Genomic DNA, 17,861 nt, shown 5'->3' on the forward strand with positions numbered 1-17,861 from the left:
GCACGGCCGGTTAAAGGGCGCTGGCCAGGCCCTTCCTGAACGGTGATGTCGTGCTGATCGACCAGTGCGGCCACTGTCCTTGGGTCGAACGGCCCGCCGAGTTCCGGCGGGCCGTCCGACACATTTTTCTAGGCGGTCACGACCGAGTCGCCGCTGATCTTCACCGGGATCGGGGTCAGGCCGGTGGTCGCAGGCCCTTTCTTCCTGTCGCCGGTCGCGGCGTCGAAGGCGCTGCCGTGGCCGGGGCAGGTGATGGTGCCGCCCGCCGGTTCGGAGACGGTGACGCCCGCGTGCGGGCAGACCGGGTTGAGCCCTGTGACCTGGTTCTCCGATGGCCGGACGATCAGGACTTTGCCTGACGGTCCGTCCACGATCGTCCCGCTGCCGACCGGGACGTCGGCCAGCTTGGCCAACGGTGTGCCACCGGAGCCGGAGGATCCTCCGGCGGGTGGGTTGGCGGCGGGTGTCCCGGAGGAGCAGGCGGCCAGGAAAGCCGGTGCGACCAGACCGGCTAGCAGGCCGCAGACGACCGTGCGGCGTGTTGGGTCCGGCAAGACGGTGCCTCCTGAGCGCGAACAGTGGTGTTTTTCGGCTTGTTGACGTCAGTGGGTTCACACACGTCCGACGGCTTCGTCAGGACCGGCGGGGGGAGACCGTCATGATGCCCGTGCACATCTCGTCGCTGGTGCCGTCGCCCCACACCACGTAGCGCGGCGGCAGCTTGCTCAGCTGCGGCAGCAGTTTGCGCAGCCCCGCGTCGTGCGTGCACGTCACCCGCAGCGTGTCGCCGGGGCCGATGTCCACCGGCGACGGCAGCTTCACCAGCCGCTGGTTGTCGAAGTCGAACTGCGGCACGTCCAGCACGACCACGGCGTTCGGCGTGCCCGGATTGAGTTCGACCTTGATGGCGCGCCCGAGCAGGTGCATGTGGCCGAAACCGGCGAACAGCGTCATCGGCTCCGGCACCTCGTGGTCGCAGGTCTGGGTGTCACCGGGCTTCGGCGCGCCCTGGTCGCACTCCTCCACCTGACGGTCCGCGGTTTCGCCGACCTCCGACCCGAACCGCTTCGTCACGTCCGCGATCGAGGCCGCCCGGTCGCAGAGCGGACCCGACTCATCGGCGGTGCAGGGCAGCTCGGTCGGCGCGTCGAGCGGGAACGTGTCGAGTTCCCTGGTCTGCGGCGTGCCGTCGGTCAGCCTCACCCGTACCGCGGAGCGGTCCGACCCGGCAGGCTTGCCGTCGGTCGCGAGCAGGTTGTAGTGCATCTGGAGGATGAGCAGGCTGCCCGGCTCCAGCTTGAAGCCGGCGTCCTGGGTGTACAGCGTCTCCGTGGCGCCCGGCGCCCAGGTGTCCACCCACGTCGCGCCCGGGTCGGCGCTCTCGTCCTCGCTCTCCACATCGGCGCCGACCACGCCGGTCCCGCCGAAGCACTGCCAGCCGAGGCCGGGGGTCTTCGCGTCCTGCGCGCGCACGAGGGCAGCGCCGCTTGGCGGCACCGCGTACACGATGGCGTGGTGTGCGAGTGCGGTGTTCTCCGGCATGACCTGGGTCCCGGTCAGGAACTCCGCCTTGGTCAGGCCCGGATCGACGACCTGGCACCGGTACTCGTCCGTGCCGCCGCCCTCCGGCGGTGCGGGCGTGTAGGCCTCGGCCATCTTCAGGTCGGCGAACCGCTCGCCTGCGCGCAGCGGCTGCGGTGGAGCCGATGACTCGCCCGTGTGCGCGTTGTGCGAGCCGGCCGCGGCGGGTGCCGCGCTGTTGCCGGCGTCCGACCCGCAGGCGGCGACGGCGGCGAGCGCCGTCGCCAGCGCCGTGGTGGCCGCCCCGAACCTCCGCAGTGGACTATCAGGTTTCGTCATGGCCTGAACGCTAGGCCGGATTCCCTCCCGTTTCGTCCTACTACGGTGGTCATTCGCGGGAAAGCGTTGGTACCACGGTACTTCTCCCGGAGCGCCGGTGCGTGCGGCACCTGGTTCGGTCAACCGGCCTGAGCGCCGTTTTAACGGTCGTCTCAGGTTCGCTCGGTAGGAAGTCGGCGTCAGACAAGCGATGCGACCCGTATGCAGGAGGCTAGTGATGGCAGTCAACGCAGCGCCGTCCGGGGAAGCGCCCCCCGGTCGGTTGGCAGGCCGGTGGGTGCCGTGGTTGTTGATCGGCTTGTGGATGGCGCTGGCGGTGGTCATGGTGCCGTTGAGCGGAAAGTTGAGTTCGGTCACCACCGACAGCGCCGCGGACACCCTGCCCGCCAACGCCGAGTCCACAAAGGTCGCGGTGCTGGAGGACAGCCTCCCCGGCGGGGAGGACAACACGTTCGTCTTCGTGTACCACCGCGCCGGCGGTTTGACCGACGCCGACCGCGCGACGGTCGAGCGCCACTACGACACCCTTGCCAAGCGGTACCCGCCGAAGGTGGTGGTCCCGGCAGGGGAGGACGACGAGGGCCCGCGGACGAGGCCCTCCACCGACGGCAAGGCGATGATGTTCACCCTCGACGTGAGCACGACCTACGGCGCACCGGAGGCCGTCGTCGGCCCGTTGCGCGACGCCGGGAAGGATCGCCCCGCAGGCTTGGAACTCGACGTGACCGGCCCGGCCGCGATCGACGGCGACCTGGACGCCGTCTTCGACGGCATCGACCTGCAGGTCCTCCTCACCACCGTCCTCGTGGTCGCGCTCCTGCTCATCCTCACCTACCGCAGCCCGGTGTTGTGGCTCATCCCGCTCGTGGCCGTGGGCGCGGCCGCGCTGACCTCGATGGCGACCGTCTACCTGCTCGTCAAGGGCTTCGGCATCGTGATCAACGACCAGAACTCGGCGCTGCTGACGATCCTGGTGTTCGGCGTCGGCACGGACTACGCGCTGTTGCTCATCGCCCGGTACCGGGAAGCGCTGCACCACCACGAGAACGTCCGGGTCGCGATGGTCCACGCGCTGCGCGGCGCGGCGCCTGCCATCGTCGCGTCCGCGGCCACCGTGATCGCCGGCCTGCTCTGCTTGCTCGTCGCGGACCTGAACAGCACCAGCGGGTTGGGCCCGATCGGCGCGGCCGGCGTCCTGTGCGCGCTGGTGGCCATGCTGACGCTGTTCCCGGCGATGCTGGTGGTGCTCGGCAGGCGGATCTTCTGGCCGGCCATCCCGCGGTTCAACACGGTCGTGCAGGAGAAGCCGGGACTGTGGGGACGGCTCGGCGCCGCCATCAGCCGCCGCCGGTGGGTCGCGACGCTCAGCTCGCTCGGAATCCTCGGCGTGCTCGCCATCGGCCTGGTGAGCAACACCGGCGCCCTGCGGGAGCAGGACCAGTTCCTGTCCGCGCCGGAGTCGGTCACCGGCTTCACCGTTCTCCGCCAGCACTTCCCGGAGCTCGGCGGCCAGCCGATGACGATCTTCACGCGGCCTGCGCACCAGGAGCGGGTGCTCGACATCGTCAAGGGCACCCGCGGTGTGGCAGTGGCCATTCCGGGTGAGACCAGCGGTGGCTGGGCCGACATCTCCGTGTTCCCGACGGACGCGCCGGACACCGTCGCGGAGTACGACACGATCAAGCGGGTGCGCGCCGCCGTGCACGCGGTGGGCGGGGCGGAGGCGATCGTCGGCGGGCCGAGCGCGGAGAACCTCGACACCGAGGTGACCACCAGCCGCGACGAGAAACTGGTGATCCCGTTGGTGCTCGCCGTCGTCCTGCTCGTCCTCGGGCTGCTGCTCCGAGCGGTCGTCGCCCCGCTGGTCCTGATGGCCACCGTGGTCGTCTCGTTCGCGGCGGCCTTCGGCGGCAGCGTGTTCGTCTTCGACACGATCCTCGGGTTCGAGGGCGTCGACTACTCGGTGCCGCTGCTGGCGTTCCTGTTCCTGGTGGCGCTCGGCGTCGACTACAACATCTTCCTGGTCAGCCGGGCCAGGGAGGAGACCGTGCGTCTGGGCACGAGAGAGGGCATGTTCAAAGCCCTCTCCGCCACCGGTGGCGTCATCACCTCGGCAGGCCTGGTCCTGGCGGCCACGTTCGCGGTCCTCGCCACGCTCCCGCTGGTGATGCTGGTAGAGGTCGGGTTCCTGGTCGCCTTCGGCGTGCTGCTCGACGCCCTGCTGGTGCGGTCGGTCCTGGTGCCCGCCCTCACCCTGCTGATCGGCAGGCGGATGTGGTGGCCGAGCAGGCTGTCCCGACCGGTGGAGCTGCCGGACGGTCGACAGTCGCTTGTGGACGATGAGGAGCCCGCGCTGCAACGATGAGCGCGGCGGCACGGACCAGATCCGGGACGGGGACCCAGACCCGTCCCGGATCTTTTCCCGGCCCGATGGTCGCCGCCGTGTGGTCGGGGCTGGGGTCAGCGCACCGCGGTGTCCTCCCCGGCGGTGAGCCGCGCGATCGGGGCGGCCGGAAGGTCGACCCGGAGCAGCGCGCCACCGCGTGCGGAGCGGGTGACGGTGGCCCGGCCGCCGTGGGCGTCGACGACCCGCTGCACGATCGACAGCCCCAGCCCGGATCCCGGCAATGCACGGGCACTGTCGGCGCGGTAGAACCGGTCGAACACCCGCGGTACGTCAGCGGCGTCGATGCCCGGCCCGGCGTCATCGACCTCGAGCACCGCCGACGCGCCCCCGGCGCGGAGCCGGACCTGGATCGGCTGGTCCGCGGGGGACCACTTGCCCGCGTTGTCGATGAGGTTGAGCACCGCCCGTTGGAGCGCGGCGGGACGCCCGCTCACCCACACGGAGGTCACGTCGAGCGCGACCTCGATGTCGGGCACGCGGGAACGCGCCTGGATCGCGGCGGCCACCACCACGTCGGCGAGGTCGAGCAGTTCGGCGCTCTCGTCGCTGACGTCACCGCGCGCCAAGTCGGTCAGCTCGGCGGCAAGGGTGCTCAACTCGGCCATCTGGGCGCCGAGGTCGTTGAGCAGCCGGGTCCGGCTCTCCGCGGGCAGTGCGCTGTCCAGGGTGCCGCGCCGGTCGAGCCGGATCAGCAGCTCGATGTTGAGGCGCAGGCTGGTGAGCGGGGTCTTGAGCTCGTGGGCGGCGTCCTCGGCGAGCAGCCGCTGGGCCCGCCGGGAGTCCCGGAGCGCGGCGAGCATGTCGTTGATCGACCGGATCAACCGCCGGATCTCCCCACCGCCCTCGTCCGGGATGTCGGCGTCGAGATCACGGGTGTGCGCGACCCGGACCGCGGCGGCGGTCAGCCGGTCGATCGGCGCCAGCCCGGTCCGCGCCACGGCCCGCCCGACAAGGGCGCCGCCGACCACGCAGAACAGCCCGATCAGCAGCATGCCGAACCCGAACTCGTTGATCGGGCTGTCGTCGGCGACGCGGGCCACCTGGACAGCGCCGTCGCCCGCCCGCAGCGTGTAGACGAGGTAACCGTCGTCGTCGCTGTCCCCCGACTCCATCAGGTCGGCCGACGCGCCCTGCGCCACAAGCCCGGCGTGCTCGCTGACCGGGGGCAGCGCGGGTTGGCCGTCCGGCGTCCGGATCGAGCCGTCGCGCAGGATGACCCGCACCAGCCGACCGGATCCGGGATACGGCGGTAGCTCGAGCCGCACCAGACCGGCGCGCTCCGCGTTCGTCGCCAGGACACGGGAGTCGACGCGCAGCTGATCCTCCGCGGTGTTCCGCAACTCCCACTCCAGTAGCTCGCTGGCCACCTGGAAGGCCGCGAACACGCTGACCGCGATGGCCGTCGCCGCGATCACGGTCACCCTGGTCCGCAGGGACTGCCGGCGCCACCACCGGGTCAGCCGGCGCGAGCCCCGGCCGGCGGGCCCGCTCACGGAGGAGTCTCCCGCAACGTGTACCCCAAGCCGCGCAGCGTGTAGATCAATCGCGGCTCACCCCCGGCCTCCAGCTTGCGGCGCAGGTAGCTCACGTACACCTGGAGGTTGTTGGCGGTGACGCTCATGTCGAAGCCCCAGATCGCCTCGAACAGCACGCCTCGGGTCAGCACACGGGTCGCGTTGCCCACGAGGACCTCCAGCAGGGAGAACTCGGTCCGGGTCAGGCGGAGCGGCCGCCCGCCCCGCCACGCCTCGAACCTGTCGGGATCGACCCGGACGTCGGCGAACGTCAGGATCTGCGACTCGTCGTCGCCCGGCGTCCGGCGGCGCAGCAGGGCCCGGACCCGTGCCAGCAATTCCTCGATGGCGAACGGCTTGGGCAGGTAGTCGTCGGCGCCCGCGTCCAGCCCCGCGACCCGGTCGGAGACCTGATCACGGGCGGTCAGCATCAGCACCGGCAGATCCCGACCCGCCGCCCGCAACCGCCGGCAGGTCTCCAACCCACCGAGGCGGGGCATCATCACGTCGAGGATCAGCAGATCCGGCGCGTCGCCACCGACCCCGTCGAGCACGGCGAGACCGTTGGCGACGGTGCTGGTGTCGTAACCCTCGACCTGGAGCACCCGCTCCAGCGACTCGCGGATGGCCGCCTCGTCATCCGCGATCATGATCAGCACGCGGGCCCGCCTCCTCCAGTCGATCCTTTTGCCGCTCACTGTCCCCGATCAACCTGAGGCCAAGGTTAAAGCGTCATGAGACGGACCTCGGGTGCTGCTGGCGGTGCCGTTCGGTGTGGTGGCCATGGCTGGTCACCGCCACGTCCAGCACCGCGATGACCGCGGTACACGCCGTGACCCTTACGCCGGTTGATGGTTTCGCGTCCCCGCTCGGCACGGCCACACTGGGGCCGGGCGAGGAAACGAAGGGGAAACGATGATGATTCCTGCTCGTGCTGCTTTGGTCGTGGCTGCCGCGCTGGCGCTGTCCGGCGTCGCCGCGGGTACCGCGGCCGCCGCGGGTGTCGACGTGGTCAGCTCCTACACCTGCGTCACCTCGACCGGGCGGAGCGTGCCGGTCGGCGTCCACTTCGGCGGGGGCCTGCCCGACGACGTCGGCACCAACGGCGTGTCCTACTCGCAGTACTCCTACGTCGACCTGGACCTGGACATCGCCAGCCTGGTGAGCGGGCGGGTCGACGGCGACAGCACCGCGGTCGTCCAGGCCTCGGCTGTCGGCCCGGCCACGAAGCAGGTCCAGGGCAACCTGAAGTTCGCGGCCACGCAGGACACGTCGTGGCTGCACGCGGCAGGCGGGCTGGCACCGCTCCACCTCAACACCGCGGGCACCTACCAGATCCGCCTCGGCGCCGTGTCGATGTCGTTGCGCCCCAAGGCCTCCGATGGCTCGCCGCTGCCGCAGGTCGACGCCCAGTGCACCCCTAGCACGGGTGACTCGGTCCTGTTGGGGTCCGTCCAGTCCTTCGGCCTGAACGCCGACCGGCCGCTGCGGCCCACCGACCTGGTGGTCACCGCGGCCACGGGGACCACGGCGACGCTGACGTGGCAGGCCAACCGCTGGTGGTTCCCGACCGCCTACTACCAGGTCTACATCAACGACACCGTGGTGGCCACGCCGGTGGACAAGCAGGTGACCCTGACCGGGCTGGTCCCCGACGGCCAGTACCGGGTGAAGGTCGTGACGCGCGACACGACCGGCAGCACCTCGCTCAAGAGCGCGGGCCTGGTCTTCAACACCGCCCCGGCCTAGGTAACCGTCACGGCGGCGAGGTGACCGACCGGGGGCAGCGCTTTGTCGGCGACGCGCTGCTCCTCGTCGGGCCCCGGGCGTGCGCCGAATCGTTGATGAGTTCGGGGATGTCCGGTGTCATCACCGATCGCGTCCGGACGGTGATGCCCGGTGCGGCGACCGCGGCCTTGTCGAGCCAGTCCCGTCGCGTGCACAGGCGGGCACTTGTCCCGCTCGTGCCGTCAACCTGCGTGGACGGGGTTGCCGGTGGGCGCAGGGCCGTAGCGCTCGTAGTAGTCCTGGAGGAGCCCGGATTCCTCCAGGACGGTGTCGGCCCAGACGGGGTCCAGTCCGGCGGGGGCGGGGCGGGTGGCGATGGCGCAGGCGCCGGTGAGCACGCCCGCGTACACGAGGTCGGAGTGGAGGTTGCTGATGCTGTCGGTTTCGTGGAAGTTCACGGGCATACCTCCCGCCAGGACCGTGACGTCCACGCCCCTCGGCAGGCGGTGGGTGCCGGAGGGCAGGTGCGTGGCGCGGCTTGGGGTTTCCTTGGACGCGAGTGCCGCGAGAGCGGGGAGGTCGAACTCGATGTCGCGGCTGCTGACGCTGGCGAGGTAGGTGGGACGCGTGAGGGTTTCGAACTCGCGGGTGGACATGCTGGTGCGACCGGTGGCCCCGAAGACGAGCAGGGGAGTGTGCCGGGCGAGGAGCACATCGAGATCGCGGGCGGTGGTGTAGCCGCTCTCGTGCGCGTCGATGAGGCGGAGGATGTCGGCGTCGTGGACCGCGACGCGCATGCGCCGCTGGCTCAGGAGCGCGGCGATCTGGGCCCCCACGTTGCCGTAGCCGATGACCAGGGCGGGCTGACCCTCGATCTTCAGGGTCGGCAGCAGGTCCAAGGCCGTGGACACCGCCTTCTCGGCGATCCAGTACGACTCGATGCGCCCCTTGACCCGTGACTGGGCCACGGAGAACACCGGGAACGGCAACTCCCGTTCGCGACCCCGGAGCTGGTAGATCCCGGACATGGTCTGCTCCACCACCCCCGCCCAGACACCGGCCTCGGCGTGCTGCGGGGTGTCCTCGTGAGCGACCTGGCGCAGCAGCGCGGGTGCCACGTAGCCGCCGTCGTCCAGGGCGAGGCAGCGCAGGCCCAGTCGGCGGGCCCGAGCGGTGTGCGCGAGAACAGCGTCGGGATCCGTGGAGTCCCGGACGCGCACGCCCAACTCGTCGAGGTAGCCGTGGACGCGGTGTCGCCACTGGTAGGCGTAGTCCTTGCGCAGGACCGTCATGGCGTCCAAGGGGGCTCCCAGTTCGGCGAGGCAGCGCACGAGGTGGACGAGGTCGGTCAGGAAGTGACCGGTCACCACCACCGCGAAGCCCGCGAGCGGTTTGCCGTCGCGGAGGCGGTCGACGACCGCGCTCATCAGCGGCAGTTCGTTCGCCACCCGTTCGACCTCCTGCGGGGAGAGGGGCTGGCGGTGCCAGACCTGCGCCCATCGGCCCAGGGAAGCGGTCGGTGCGGTGCCGGACATCCGCAGGCTCAACCGCAGCAGGGACGTTTCGGCGACATCGCGGCGCATCTCGGTGGAGACGAACATCCGGGCGTGCAGACCGGGTTCGAGGCATGCGGTCAGTTCGCCCGCGTCCTGGCCGAGGACGGCGTGCGGCCCGGCGGCATCGCACAGGCGCCGGGCCGCGCGGTACAGCAGATGAGGCCCGTCCTCGGGGGCAGCGGTGATGTCGACCGTGGTCGCGGCGAAGGAGACAAGGCCGTCCACGACCCGCGGCTCGGGGCGACCCGGACGTCGAATGGTCACTGTGGTGAACTCGCAATTCTGTGCGTTGTCGCTGGCTCGGCTGCGGCGCACGGGTCCGGATCATTCTTCGGGACACCGCATTCCTGGCGGATCGAAGCATTCGATCCAGAGGCCCGACAAGGCGGAAACGGCCGCGTCCTGGCTCAAAACCTCATTGAGTGAAGTCCGAACACGGAAGGATGAGACGCATCCCTCGTTATCGATCGGAATGCTGTCCGGGGTGCGGCTGCCGGGGGATTTCGTGGATGAGTCGAGGCAACACGGGAACGGGGGAGAGGAAGTACTCGCCAGCGGAGAACGCCATCGAGCAGACGTTGTCGACCTGGTGGACCGCGGAGTGCCCACCTCGCGAATCGTCCGGGTGGCGTGGCCGTTGCTCGGTCCTGTGGTGGTGGCAGTCCTTATACCGGGCCTGGCCGCGCATTCAGGGGATATCGGATCGCAGTCGTCTCCTGGTTATCATCACCGTCGTCGGTCGGATGGCAATCCGGGCGATCGAATTCCATGATCACGGGAGAACGCCGTGCGCACCGCACAAGACTGGATCGACGTCCTCGGCCTGGAAGCTCACGTGGAGGGCGGGTACTTCCGTCGGACCTTCCAAGCGGATCACCGTCCTCGAACGCCCACGCCCGCGGGCGAGCGCTACACGCTGACCTCGATCCACTACTTGCTCACCCACGGGTCGCCCGTCGGGCACTGGCATCTGAACCGGTCCGACATCCTGCACTTCCACCACCACGGCGAGCCGGTCACGTACCACCTGCTCGACCCGGATGGGCGGTACAGCACCGCTGTCCTCGGTCAGGACCCGGACCAAGGGCAACTCCTCACCATCGCTGTGCCGGGCGGCACCTGGAAGGCTTCCGAGTTGACCACCGGAGATCACGCTCTGATCAGTGAAGCCGTGGCGCCCGGATTCGACTACGCGGACATGACCCTCGGTGTGTCCGACGAGCTCACAGCGCGCTTCCCCGCGCATGGCGACATCATCCGGCGTTACTGCCGCTCGACGCCGCCGCGTCCCCCGGCCCGACAGGGCTCGCGCACTGCCACGACAGCGCGGGGCGGTGATCCAGAACACACGAATACTCAACTTAGGCAAGGCTAAGCTCCGCAGCTGCAGGCCGAGCGGCGGATCGAGGACTGGCCGCGGCGCACGTGGATGGTGCCGCCGCTCAGCCTGACCGCGGTCGATGCCGGCCGGTCGGGTTGTCGGTGGGAGGTGGACATGCGGGATCCAGAGGTTGTCGTGGTGGGCGGGGGAAACGCCGGTTACTGCGCGGCTCACGCGGCGGCCGAGCGTGGGCGACGTGTAGTGCTGCTGGAGAAGGCGCCGCGGGCGCATGCCGGTGGGAACAGCTACTACACCCTGGGTTCGACCCGGATGGTGCACGACGGGCTCGGCGACCTGCTCGAGGTCCTCGAGCCCGATGAGCGTCACGCGCGTACCGAGGTCCCGCCGTATCCGGCGGCGGAGTTCCTGGCCGATCTGGAGCGGGTCACCGGAGGGCGGGGGGACAAGGAGCTTGCCGAGGCTGTCGTCGAGGGCTCGCGTGACGCTGTCCGCTGGCTGCACGCGTTGGGGCTGCGATTCCGGCTGATGTACGACCGGCAGGCTCACGAGGGCCCCGACGGGACCTTCGTGTTCTGGGGTGGATCGCACGTGTGCAACGTCGATGGCGGACCCGGGCTGATGTCGGCCCACGAGCGCGTCGCGTCACGACTCGGAGTCGAGGTGCGCTACGGCTGCCCGGTCACGGAACTGATGACCGGTGGTGGTTCGGTCGTCGGCGTCCGGATGGGCGATCAGGAGCTTCGGGCCGAGTCGGTGGTGATCGCCAGCGGCGGTTTCGAGGCGAACGCGGAATGGCGTCAGCGCTACCTGGGGGACGGCTGGCAGCACGCGAAGGTGCGTGGCACGCCGTACAACACCGGTGACCTGATCCACGCGGCCCTGGAGGTGGGCGCGGATCGTGGAGGTGACTGGTCGACCTGCCACAGTGTTCCGTGGGACGCGTCGTTTCCCGAGAACGAGAGCAACCGTGCCTTGACGAACCGGCTCAGCCGGTACGGCTATCCGTTCGGCATCGTTGTCAACCGGCTGGGGCAACGGTTCTTCGACGAAGGCGCGGACTTCCGCAACTACACGTACGCGAAGTACGGCAAGGTGATCCTCGAACAGCCGGGTTCGGTGGCGTTCCAGGTGTTCGACGCGAAGTCGCGCCCGATGCTGGCGGCGTACGAGTACGAGATGCCGGGGATCGTCCCGGTTGTCGCCGACAGCCTCGAAGAGCTCGCCGCGGCCATGGACGTCGATGTCGCCGGGTTCGTGCGGACGGTTCGGGAGTTCAACTCGTCGATCGACACCAGCCGTCCGCTCGATCCGTCGATCAAGGACGGCCGCAGCGCGGCGGTGGAGCCCGTCAAGAGCAATTGGGCATCGGCGGTCGAGGCGTCGCCGTTCTACGCGTACCCGGTGACTTGCGGGATCAGTTTCACCTTCGGTGGCCTTCGCGGTGACGTTGACGGCCGGGTGCTCGATCGGTCGGGTGAGCCCATCCCCGGACTCTTCGCGTGCGGTGAGACGCTCGGGGGGCTCTTCAGCGCGAACTACCCGACGGGTGCCGGCCTGACCGCGGGAATGGTGATCGGGCGACGTGCGGGCTCGCTCGCCTGAGTCGCCGGGCGGCCCGCGTGCCTCGATACGGGTTTGGGCCGCCGATGATCTCCTCGGAGGTGGGTCGTGGTGGCTTGCGGCGTACGCCAACTGAAGTTAGGCTTACCTAAGTTGTTGGTGCTACGGTCATCCCTCGACGAGGGATGACCGGTCATCGCGCCGTTCGATCGTGACCTGTGGCAAAAGGGGCCATCACCGGATGACGAGGGATGAGTTGATCGAGGGCGGTGACCGTCGTCTCGGATCGGGAGGTCCTGCCGGCGGCGAGGTCGATGCCACCGGGTTCCGTCCCGCGGACCCGCGGCAGGCTTGGGCCGAGCAGTGACGGGTCGTCCTCGTCGCCGCTGTCCGACCTCGCGGTCCGCGCCGCCGACATCCCGCGTGCGATCACCGACGAGCAGCCCGATCACCCCGCCACCGGGCGGCGATCGCCTGCCGCGGTCCGGACCGACCCCCGATAGGAACGACGAGGAGCAGCACCCATGGCCCAGAACCCGTTCGACGACGACAACGGTTCCTTCTACGCGCTGATCAACCGCGAGGAGCAGTACTCGGTGTGGCCGATGTTCAAGCCGGTGCCGACCGGTTGGAGCATCGCGTACGGCGAGCCCGGCGGCAGGCCGCGTCGGGAAGTGCTCGACTGGATCGACGAGCACTGGGCCGACATCCGCCCGAAGTCGTTGCGGGACCACATTTCCCGGTACGAGGCGCACGACACCGGCAAGGCCGCCGGCACCGCCCTTGCGTAGCAGGACGGCCTGAACACCATCGACTGATCCCGCGGAACCCACCCCGCACAACTCATAGAGGAGCCGGACATGCTTCGCCAACTCCTGGGCGGAAAGATCCACCGCGCCACCGTCACCCAGGCCGACTTGCACTACGTGGGTTCGCTGACGCTCGATGAAGACCTCGCGCGTGCCGCGGGCTTGGCCGAAGGTGAGAAGGTCCAGGTCGTCGACATCACCAACGGGGCCCGTCTCGAGACCTACATCATCATCGGGCCCGCGGGAGGTGGCCAGATCTGCATCAACGGCGCGGCGGCACATCTCGTCCACCCCGGCGATCTGGTGATCATCATGTCCTTCGTGCTGGCCGAGGAGTCCGAACTGGCCGGCTACCAGCCCAAGGTCGTGCACGTCGACGCCGACAACCGCATCATCGCCCTGGGCAACGACCTCGCGGAGCCGGTGCCAGGGGCGGAAGGTCAGGTTTCCGGCCGCGTGAGGTGAAGCCCTCGGCGCGCTGGTTCGGTGGCGGGCTCCTTCGGTTCTGTTGACCGGACGTGAAGGGAAAGCCCCCGTCGCGATCGCGTCCGACGAAAGCTTCGGCGGCTGGACCGGAACCCCCTGGCGAACGATTCCTGCCGCACCTCGTCCACGGCGCGTGCTCTCGGAAGCCGAGGCGGGCAGCTGGTGTCCAGCGCTGGCTTTTAAGGTAAGGGTTACCTAATATGACCTAAAGGCCCGCGTCGATGGAGCGCGGCCTCATCAGCCCGGAAGAAGATCGGAAAGGCCCGCACTCGGCATGTCGAAGACCTCACGCCGTCCCACGGCGCACCCCCTGGCCCTGCGGGAGGTCGAAGTCGTGCGGGTGGTGGACCTGCCGAGGAAACCGAGGCCCCTGTCGAAGGTCTGCACGGTGCGTCGCCGGGACCCCGAGGCGGGTGAGCTGGACGTGGACTTCGTCAGGCACGGCATCGGCGTGGATCGCGGTGTCGTCACCGGCTGGAACCGCGAGCGCTGCTGATCGACGAAGTCTTCAACACCGGCAACCACCGACCTCCTGTGCCCAGATGAAGAAGAAGAGGAAGAGCACACCCATGACCACGACATCCCCGAGACGGCGCGGTGCGGCCCTGGCCGCAGCGATCCTGAGCGTCGCACTCGTCCTCACGGCCTGCGGCAGCGCCGACAACAGCGGCGACAGCGCTGCCGGCGAGTCCGACGAGACCCGCACCGTCAAGGGCGGCAACGGCGACATCAAGGTCCCCACCGCCCCGCAGCGGGTCGTCACGATCGGCAACACGGACCTGCCGTTCATCGACATGGGTGGCAAGCCGGTGGGCGTCACCGGGGTGGCCGAGTCCGAACTCAGCTTGTTGCCGGAGGAGCAGCGCGCGACGTTCGAGAAGGCCACGAACCTCGGTGAGGAGGTGGACCTGGAAAAGGTCGCCAGCCTCAAACCGGACCTCATCCTGGTCCAGATTCCCGATGCCGAGTTCGAGAAGATGGAGGAACAACTCGGGTCGATCGCCCCGACGGTCTTCTGGGGGCTCGACACCGAGTGGAAGGCGCTCGCCGAGGCGATCGCGGAGGCCGGCAACGTGAAGGACGCGCTCGGCCAGCAGAAGGCGGACTTCGAGGGTCGCGTCGCCAAGATGAAGCAGACGTACTCGGACGCCATCCAGAACACCAAGTTCGTCAACCTCGACCGCTACACGAGCTCCGATCCCGGCACGTTCGTCATCGGGGACATCGGGTGCGTCGAGATCGCCCAGGACGACATCGGCCTGAACTTCCCCAAGGCGGAAGCAGGCGCCGACCCCTTGGCCTACGCGAACCTGCCCTTCGAGCAGCTCGCAGAGCTGTCCAAGTACGACGTGATCACGTATCCCGCCGACGCCAAGGGGAAGCCGACGGAGGTCTTCACCCCGGTGGTCGAGACCAACACCTGGAAGGCGCTTCCCACCGTGCAGTCCGGTCACGCGCTCGGGGTCTTCTGCCCCGGCAACAACTCCTACGGCTCGGTTCTGCGGTACCTCGACTCACTCGACACCGCACTGGCGACCCTCCCCGCCAAGAAGTGACCGATCTCGCGCTGCGTCGATCCGCCGGTCCGGGCACCAAGTCGGTGTCCGGACCGCGTCGTCGTCTGATCGGCCTGGTCGTCGCGCTCACCGTGCTCCTGGGGTTGCTGGTGGCGAGCATGATGATCGGATCGACGGCCATCCCGCCCACCGCGGTGTGGGATGCCCTGTTCCACCCGTCGAACGACATCGACCAGTTCGCGATCCGGGACTTCCGGCTGCCGCGCACCGTCGTCGGACTGGTCGTGGGCATGGCGCTGGGGGTCGCCGGGGCGTTGATCCAGGCGTTGATCCGCAACCCGCTGGCCGATCCGGGCATCCTCGGGGTGAACGCGGGCGCCTCCTTCGCGGTGACGGTCGCGGTGGGGCTGCTCGGAGTCCGCGACATCCAGAGCTACATGTGGTTCGCCTTCGCCGGAGCGCTGATCGTCACACTCGTGGTGCTCGCCCTCGGGTCGACCCGCCGCGGCCAGTCGCCGGTGATGACGGTCCTCGCCGGGGTCTGCGTCAGCCTGGTGCTCGGCGGTGCCGGTTCGGCACTCGAACTGACCAACCCGGACGCCTTCGACGCGATGCGATCCTGGAACGCCGGTTCGATCGTGAGCCGCCCGCTCGACCTGCTGTGGCCGACCCTGCCGTTCTTCGCGATCGCGCTCCTCCTGGCCTTCGCGGTGTCGGGCCCGCTCAACGCCATGGCCCTCGGCGACGAACTGGCCGTCGCCCAGGGCGTCCGGCTGGTGCGCACCCGGATCCTCGCGATCATCGCGCTGACCCTGCTCGCGGGCGGCGCCACCGCGATCGCAGGGCCGATCGGCTTCGTCGGACTGATGGTCCCGCACGTCGCGCGCTGGATCGTCGGCCCGCACCAGCGCTGGATCATCGCCTACAGCGTGCTGCTGGCCCCGATCCTGCTCCTGGCCTCCGACATCCTCGGCCGGGTCGTGATGCGGCCCGGCGAGATCCCCGTGGGCGTCGTCACCGCCTTCGTCGGCGCCCCCGTGCTCATCGCGCTGGTGCGGCAGAAGAAAGCGAGCGGGCTGTGAGCGCGCCCAGCGGATTCGATCCGCACGCCGGCTCCTCCCGGACGGCCTGGTCGCCGGGTACGCGCCGCGTGGACTTCGGGCGGCGGGTGCTGGTGCTGCGGCGTCGGGGGGTCGCGGTGCGGTTCGAGCGGCGCTCGGTCGTCGTCTGCGCGGTCCTCGCGCTGGCGGTCGTCTGCATGGCCGTGCTCGCGCTGATGACCGGCTCGTACCAGCTCAGTCCGGGACAGGTGGTCTCCGCGCTGACCGGTGGGACGACCGGGCTCGTCCACGACATCGTGGTCGAGTGGCGGCTGCCCCGCGTCGCCGCGGCGCTGGTGTTCGGCGCCGCGCTGGGGGTGAGCGGCGCGATCTTCCAGTCGACGCTGCGCAATCCGCTCGCCGACCCCGGCATCATCGGGTTCACCGACGCCTCCTACACCGGGGCGCTGATCGTGCTCCTGCTCGTCAACGGGAGCTACTGGCAGTTGGTCGGCGGAGCCCTGATCGGCGGAATCGCGACGGCCGTCGCCGTGTACCTGCTCGCCTACCGGCGAGGTGTGCAGGGGTTCCGCCTGATCATCGTGGGCATCGGCATCTCGGCGCTGCTCGGCTCGCTCAACGTGTGGCTGATCCTCAAAGCCGAGCTGGACCAGGCGATGGCCGCCGCGGCGTGGAGGGCCGGGTCGCTCAACGGCGTCTCCTCGGGCCAGGTCGCCTTCGGTGGCGCCTGCATCGCCGTGCTCCTGCTGCTGGCGGCGATGTCGAGCAGGCCGATGCGGCAACTGGAGTTGGGTGACGACGCGGCCGCGGCCCAGGGGGTGCGGGTCTCGGCGACTCGTCTCGGGCTGATCGTGCTGGGGGTGGCGTTGACGGCGACGGTCACGGCCGCGTCGGGCCCGATCGCGTTCATCTCGCTGGTCGCGCCGCAGATCGGACGCCGGTTGACCCGCGGCGCGGGGATCACCCTCGCTCCCGCGGCCCTGGTCGGCGCGCTGCTCTGCCTGGTGGCGGACTACATCGCCCAGCACGTCGCCCCAACCCCGTTGCCGGTCGGCATCATCACCGTCATCCTCGGCGGTGGGTACCTCGGCTGGCTGCTGATCACCGAGGCTAGGAGACGCCTTTGAGCACCCACACCAGTGCCGTCGACGGTCTTGCGGCAGCGGCAGGCGCACCCGCGTCCACTCCGCGCCCGAACGGCTCACGGCTCCACGTGGAGTCGGCGACGATCGGCTACGACAAGCGCGTCATCTCCCGAGAGCTGTCGGTGGCGATCCCCGACGAGTCGTTCACGGTGATCGTGGGTCCGAACGCGTGCGGCAAGTCCACCCTGCTGCGCGGCCTGTCCCGGCTGTTGAAACCGTCGGCGGGGCAGGTCGTCCTCGATGGCGCCGACATCAACTCCTTCAAGACCAAGGAGGTGGCGCGGCGGGTCGGACTGCTGCCGCAGACCTCCATCGCCCCCGACGGCATCACCGTGGGCGATCTGGTGGCCAGGGGTCGGTATCCGCATCAGGGATTCATCCGGCAGTGGACCGAGGCCGACGAGCAGGCCGTGCTGCGGGCGATGGACCAAACCGCGGTCACCGACCTGTCCGGCCGCCTGGTGGACGAGTTGTCGGGTGGTCAGCGCCAGCGGGTGTGGGTGGCCATGGCGCTCGCGCAGCACACGAGCATCATGCTGCTCGACGAGCCGACCACCTTCCTCGACATCACCCACCAGATCGAGCTGATGGAACTGTTCACCGACCTGCACCACGTCGGCCACACCCTGGTCGCCGTGCTGCACGACCTGAACCACGCCGCCCGCTACGCCACCCACCTGATCGCCATGAAGGACGGCCATGTCGTCGCCGAAGGCCCGCCTGCCGAGATCGTGACCGCCGACCTCGTGCACGAGGTCTTCGGACTCCGCTGCCTCGTCGTACCCGATCCGGTCGCCGGTACCCCGTCAGTCGTGCCCTTGGGCCGTGAGCGCCCACGAGCGGCACCCACAACCGAAACGACCGCGTAGAGAAGTG

16 protein-coding genes are annotated in these 17,861 nt (G+C 69.6%); 11 read left to right on the forward strand and 5 right to left on the reverse strand.

The window, feature by feature from the left end; translation table 11 throughout:
• Positions 1-128: 128 nt before the first annotated feature.
• Complete coding sequence (locus tag RM788_RS45425; protein ID WP_315926923.1) at positions 129-554, reverse strand: Rieske (2Fe-2S) protein; 426 nt, start codon at positions 552-554, stop codon at positions 129-131.
• 79 nt (positions 555-633) lie between these two features.
• Complete coding sequence (locus RM788_RS45430) at positions 634-1,860, reverse strand: monooxygenase (RefSeq protein WP_315926925.1); 1,227 nt, start codon at positions 1,858-1,860, stop codon at positions 634-636.
• 217 nt (positions 1,861-2,077) lie between these two features.
• On the opposite strand from RM788_RS45430, the gene RM788_RS45435 reads away from it, so the two are divergent.
• Positions 2,078-4,225: an MMPL family transporter gene (locus tag RM788_RS45435; protein WP_315926927.1), complete on the forward strand. Its 2,148-nt coding sequence runs from the start codon at positions 2,078-2,080 to the stop codon at positions 4,223-4,225.
• Positions 4,226-4,320: 95 nt separating this feature from the next.
• Here RM788_RS45435 and RM788_RS45440 read toward each other — a convergent pair whose 3' ends face one another.
• Together RM788_RS45440 and RM788_RS45445 are read right to left on the reverse strand one after the other, a co-directional pair.
• Positions 4,321-5,760, reverse strand: a complete 1,440-nt coding sequence (locus RM788_RS45440; RefSeq protein WP_315926929.1) for a HAMP domain-containing sensor histidine kinase — start codon at positions 5,758-5,760, stop codon at positions 4,321-4,323.
• The gene (locus tag RM788_RS45445; RefSeq protein WP_315926931.1) at positions 5,757-6,440 is read right to left on the reverse strand and encodes a response regulator transcription factor; all 684 of its coding nucleotides are present in this window, start codon (positions 6,438-6,440) and stop codon (positions 5,757-5,759) included. Before RM788_RS45445 ends, RM788_RS45440 begins: the two co-directional genes overlap by 4 nt.
• A gap of 256 nt (positions 6,441-6,696) precedes the next feature.
• Between RM788_RS45445 and RM788_RS45450 the strand changes: the two genes are divergently transcribed.
• Entirely contained in the window at positions 6,697-7,530 is an 834-nt protein-coding gene (locus RM788_RS45450; RefSeq protein WP_315926933.1) for a fibronectin type III domain-containing protein, read from the forward strand.
• A 221-nt stretch (positions 7,531-7,751) separates the two neighbouring features.
• On the opposite strand, the gene RM788_RS45455 is transcribed toward RM788_RS45450, so the two are convergent.
• Entirely contained in the window at positions 7,752-9,329 is a 1,578-nt protein-coding gene (locus RM788_RS45455; RefSeq protein WP_315926935.1) for a Rossmann-fold NAD(P)-binding domain-containing protein, read from the reverse strand.
• Positions 9,330-9,852: 523 nt separating this feature from the next.
• Here RM788_RS45455 and RM788_RS45460 point away from each other — a divergent pair.
• The 9 genes from RM788_RS45460 (at position 9,853) to RM788_RS45500 (ending at position 17,854) form a co-directional block, all read left to right on the forward strand.
• The gene (locus RM788_RS45460) at positions 9,853-10,440 is read left to right on the forward strand and encodes a cupin domain-containing protein (protein WP_315926937.1); all 588 of its coding nucleotides are present in this window, start codon (positions 9,853-9,855) and stop codon (positions 10,438-10,440) included.
• A gap of 120 nt (positions 10,441-10,560) precedes the next feature.
• Positions 10,561-12,009 carry an FAD-dependent tricarballylate dehydrogenase TcuA gene (gene tcuA / locus RM788_RS45465; RefSeq protein ID WP_315934910.1) on the forward strand — a complete coding sequence of 483 codons (1,449 nt, stop codon included), beginning with the start codon at positions 10,561-10,563 and terminating at the stop codon, positions 12,007-12,009.
• 482 nt (positions 12,010-12,491) lie between these two features.
• Positions 12,492-12,758 (forward strand): MbtH family protein, encoded by a 267-nt coding sequence (locus RM788_RS45470; RefSeq protein WP_315926939.1) that lies wholly within the window; start codon positions 12,492-12,494, stop codon positions 12,756-12,758.
• 69 nt (positions 12,759-12,827) lie between these two features.
• Positions 12,828-13,241: an aspartate 1-decarboxylase gene (gene panD, locus RM788_RS45475; RefSeq protein WP_315926941.1), complete on the forward strand. Its 414-nt coding sequence runs from the start codon at positions 12,828-12,830 to the stop codon at positions 13,239-13,241.
• A 295-nt stretch (positions 13,242-13,536) separates the two neighbouring features.
• On the forward strand, positions 13,537-13,758 hold the full coding sequence (locus tag RM788_RS45480; RefSeq protein WP_315926943.1) for a siderophore-interacting protein: 222 nt from the start codon (positions 13,537-13,539) through the stop codon (positions 13,756-13,758).
• A gap of 73 nt (positions 13,759-13,831) precedes the next feature.
• A complete protein-coding gene (locus RM788_RS45485) occupies positions 13,832-14,818 on the forward strand; it encodes an ABC transporter substrate-binding protein (RefSeq protein WP_315926945.1) in 987 nt (328 codons plus the stop codon).
• The gene (locus tag RM788_RS45490; protein WP_315926947.1) at positions 14,815-15,861 is read left to right on the forward strand and encodes a FecCD family ABC transporter permease; all 1,047 of its coding nucleotides are present in this window, start codon (positions 14,815-14,817) and stop codon (positions 15,859-15,861) included. The genes RM788_RS45485 and RM788_RS45490 overlap by 4 nt, the downstream gene beginning before the upstream one ends.
• A complete protein-coding gene (locus RM788_RS45495; RefSeq protein ID WP_315926949.1) occupies positions 15,858-16,967 on the forward strand; it encodes a FecCD family ABC transporter permease in 1,110 nt (369 codons plus the stop codon). Before RM788_RS45490 ends, RM788_RS45495 begins: the two co-directional genes overlap by 4 nt.
• Positions 16,968-17,053: 86 nt before the next feature.
• Positions 17,054-17,854: an ABC transporter ATP-binding protein gene (locus RM788_RS45500; RefSeq protein ID WP_315934911.1), complete on the forward strand. Its 801-nt coding sequence runs from the start codon at positions 17,054-17,056 to the stop codon at positions 17,852-17,854.
• Positions 17,855-17,861 lie beyond the last annotated feature (7 nt).

The sequence above is a fragment of the Umezawaea sp. Da 62-37 genome, assembly GCF_032460545.1.
Taxonomy (GTDB): Bacteria; Actinomycetota; Actinomycetes; order Mycobacteriales; family Pseudonocardiaceae; genus Umezawaea.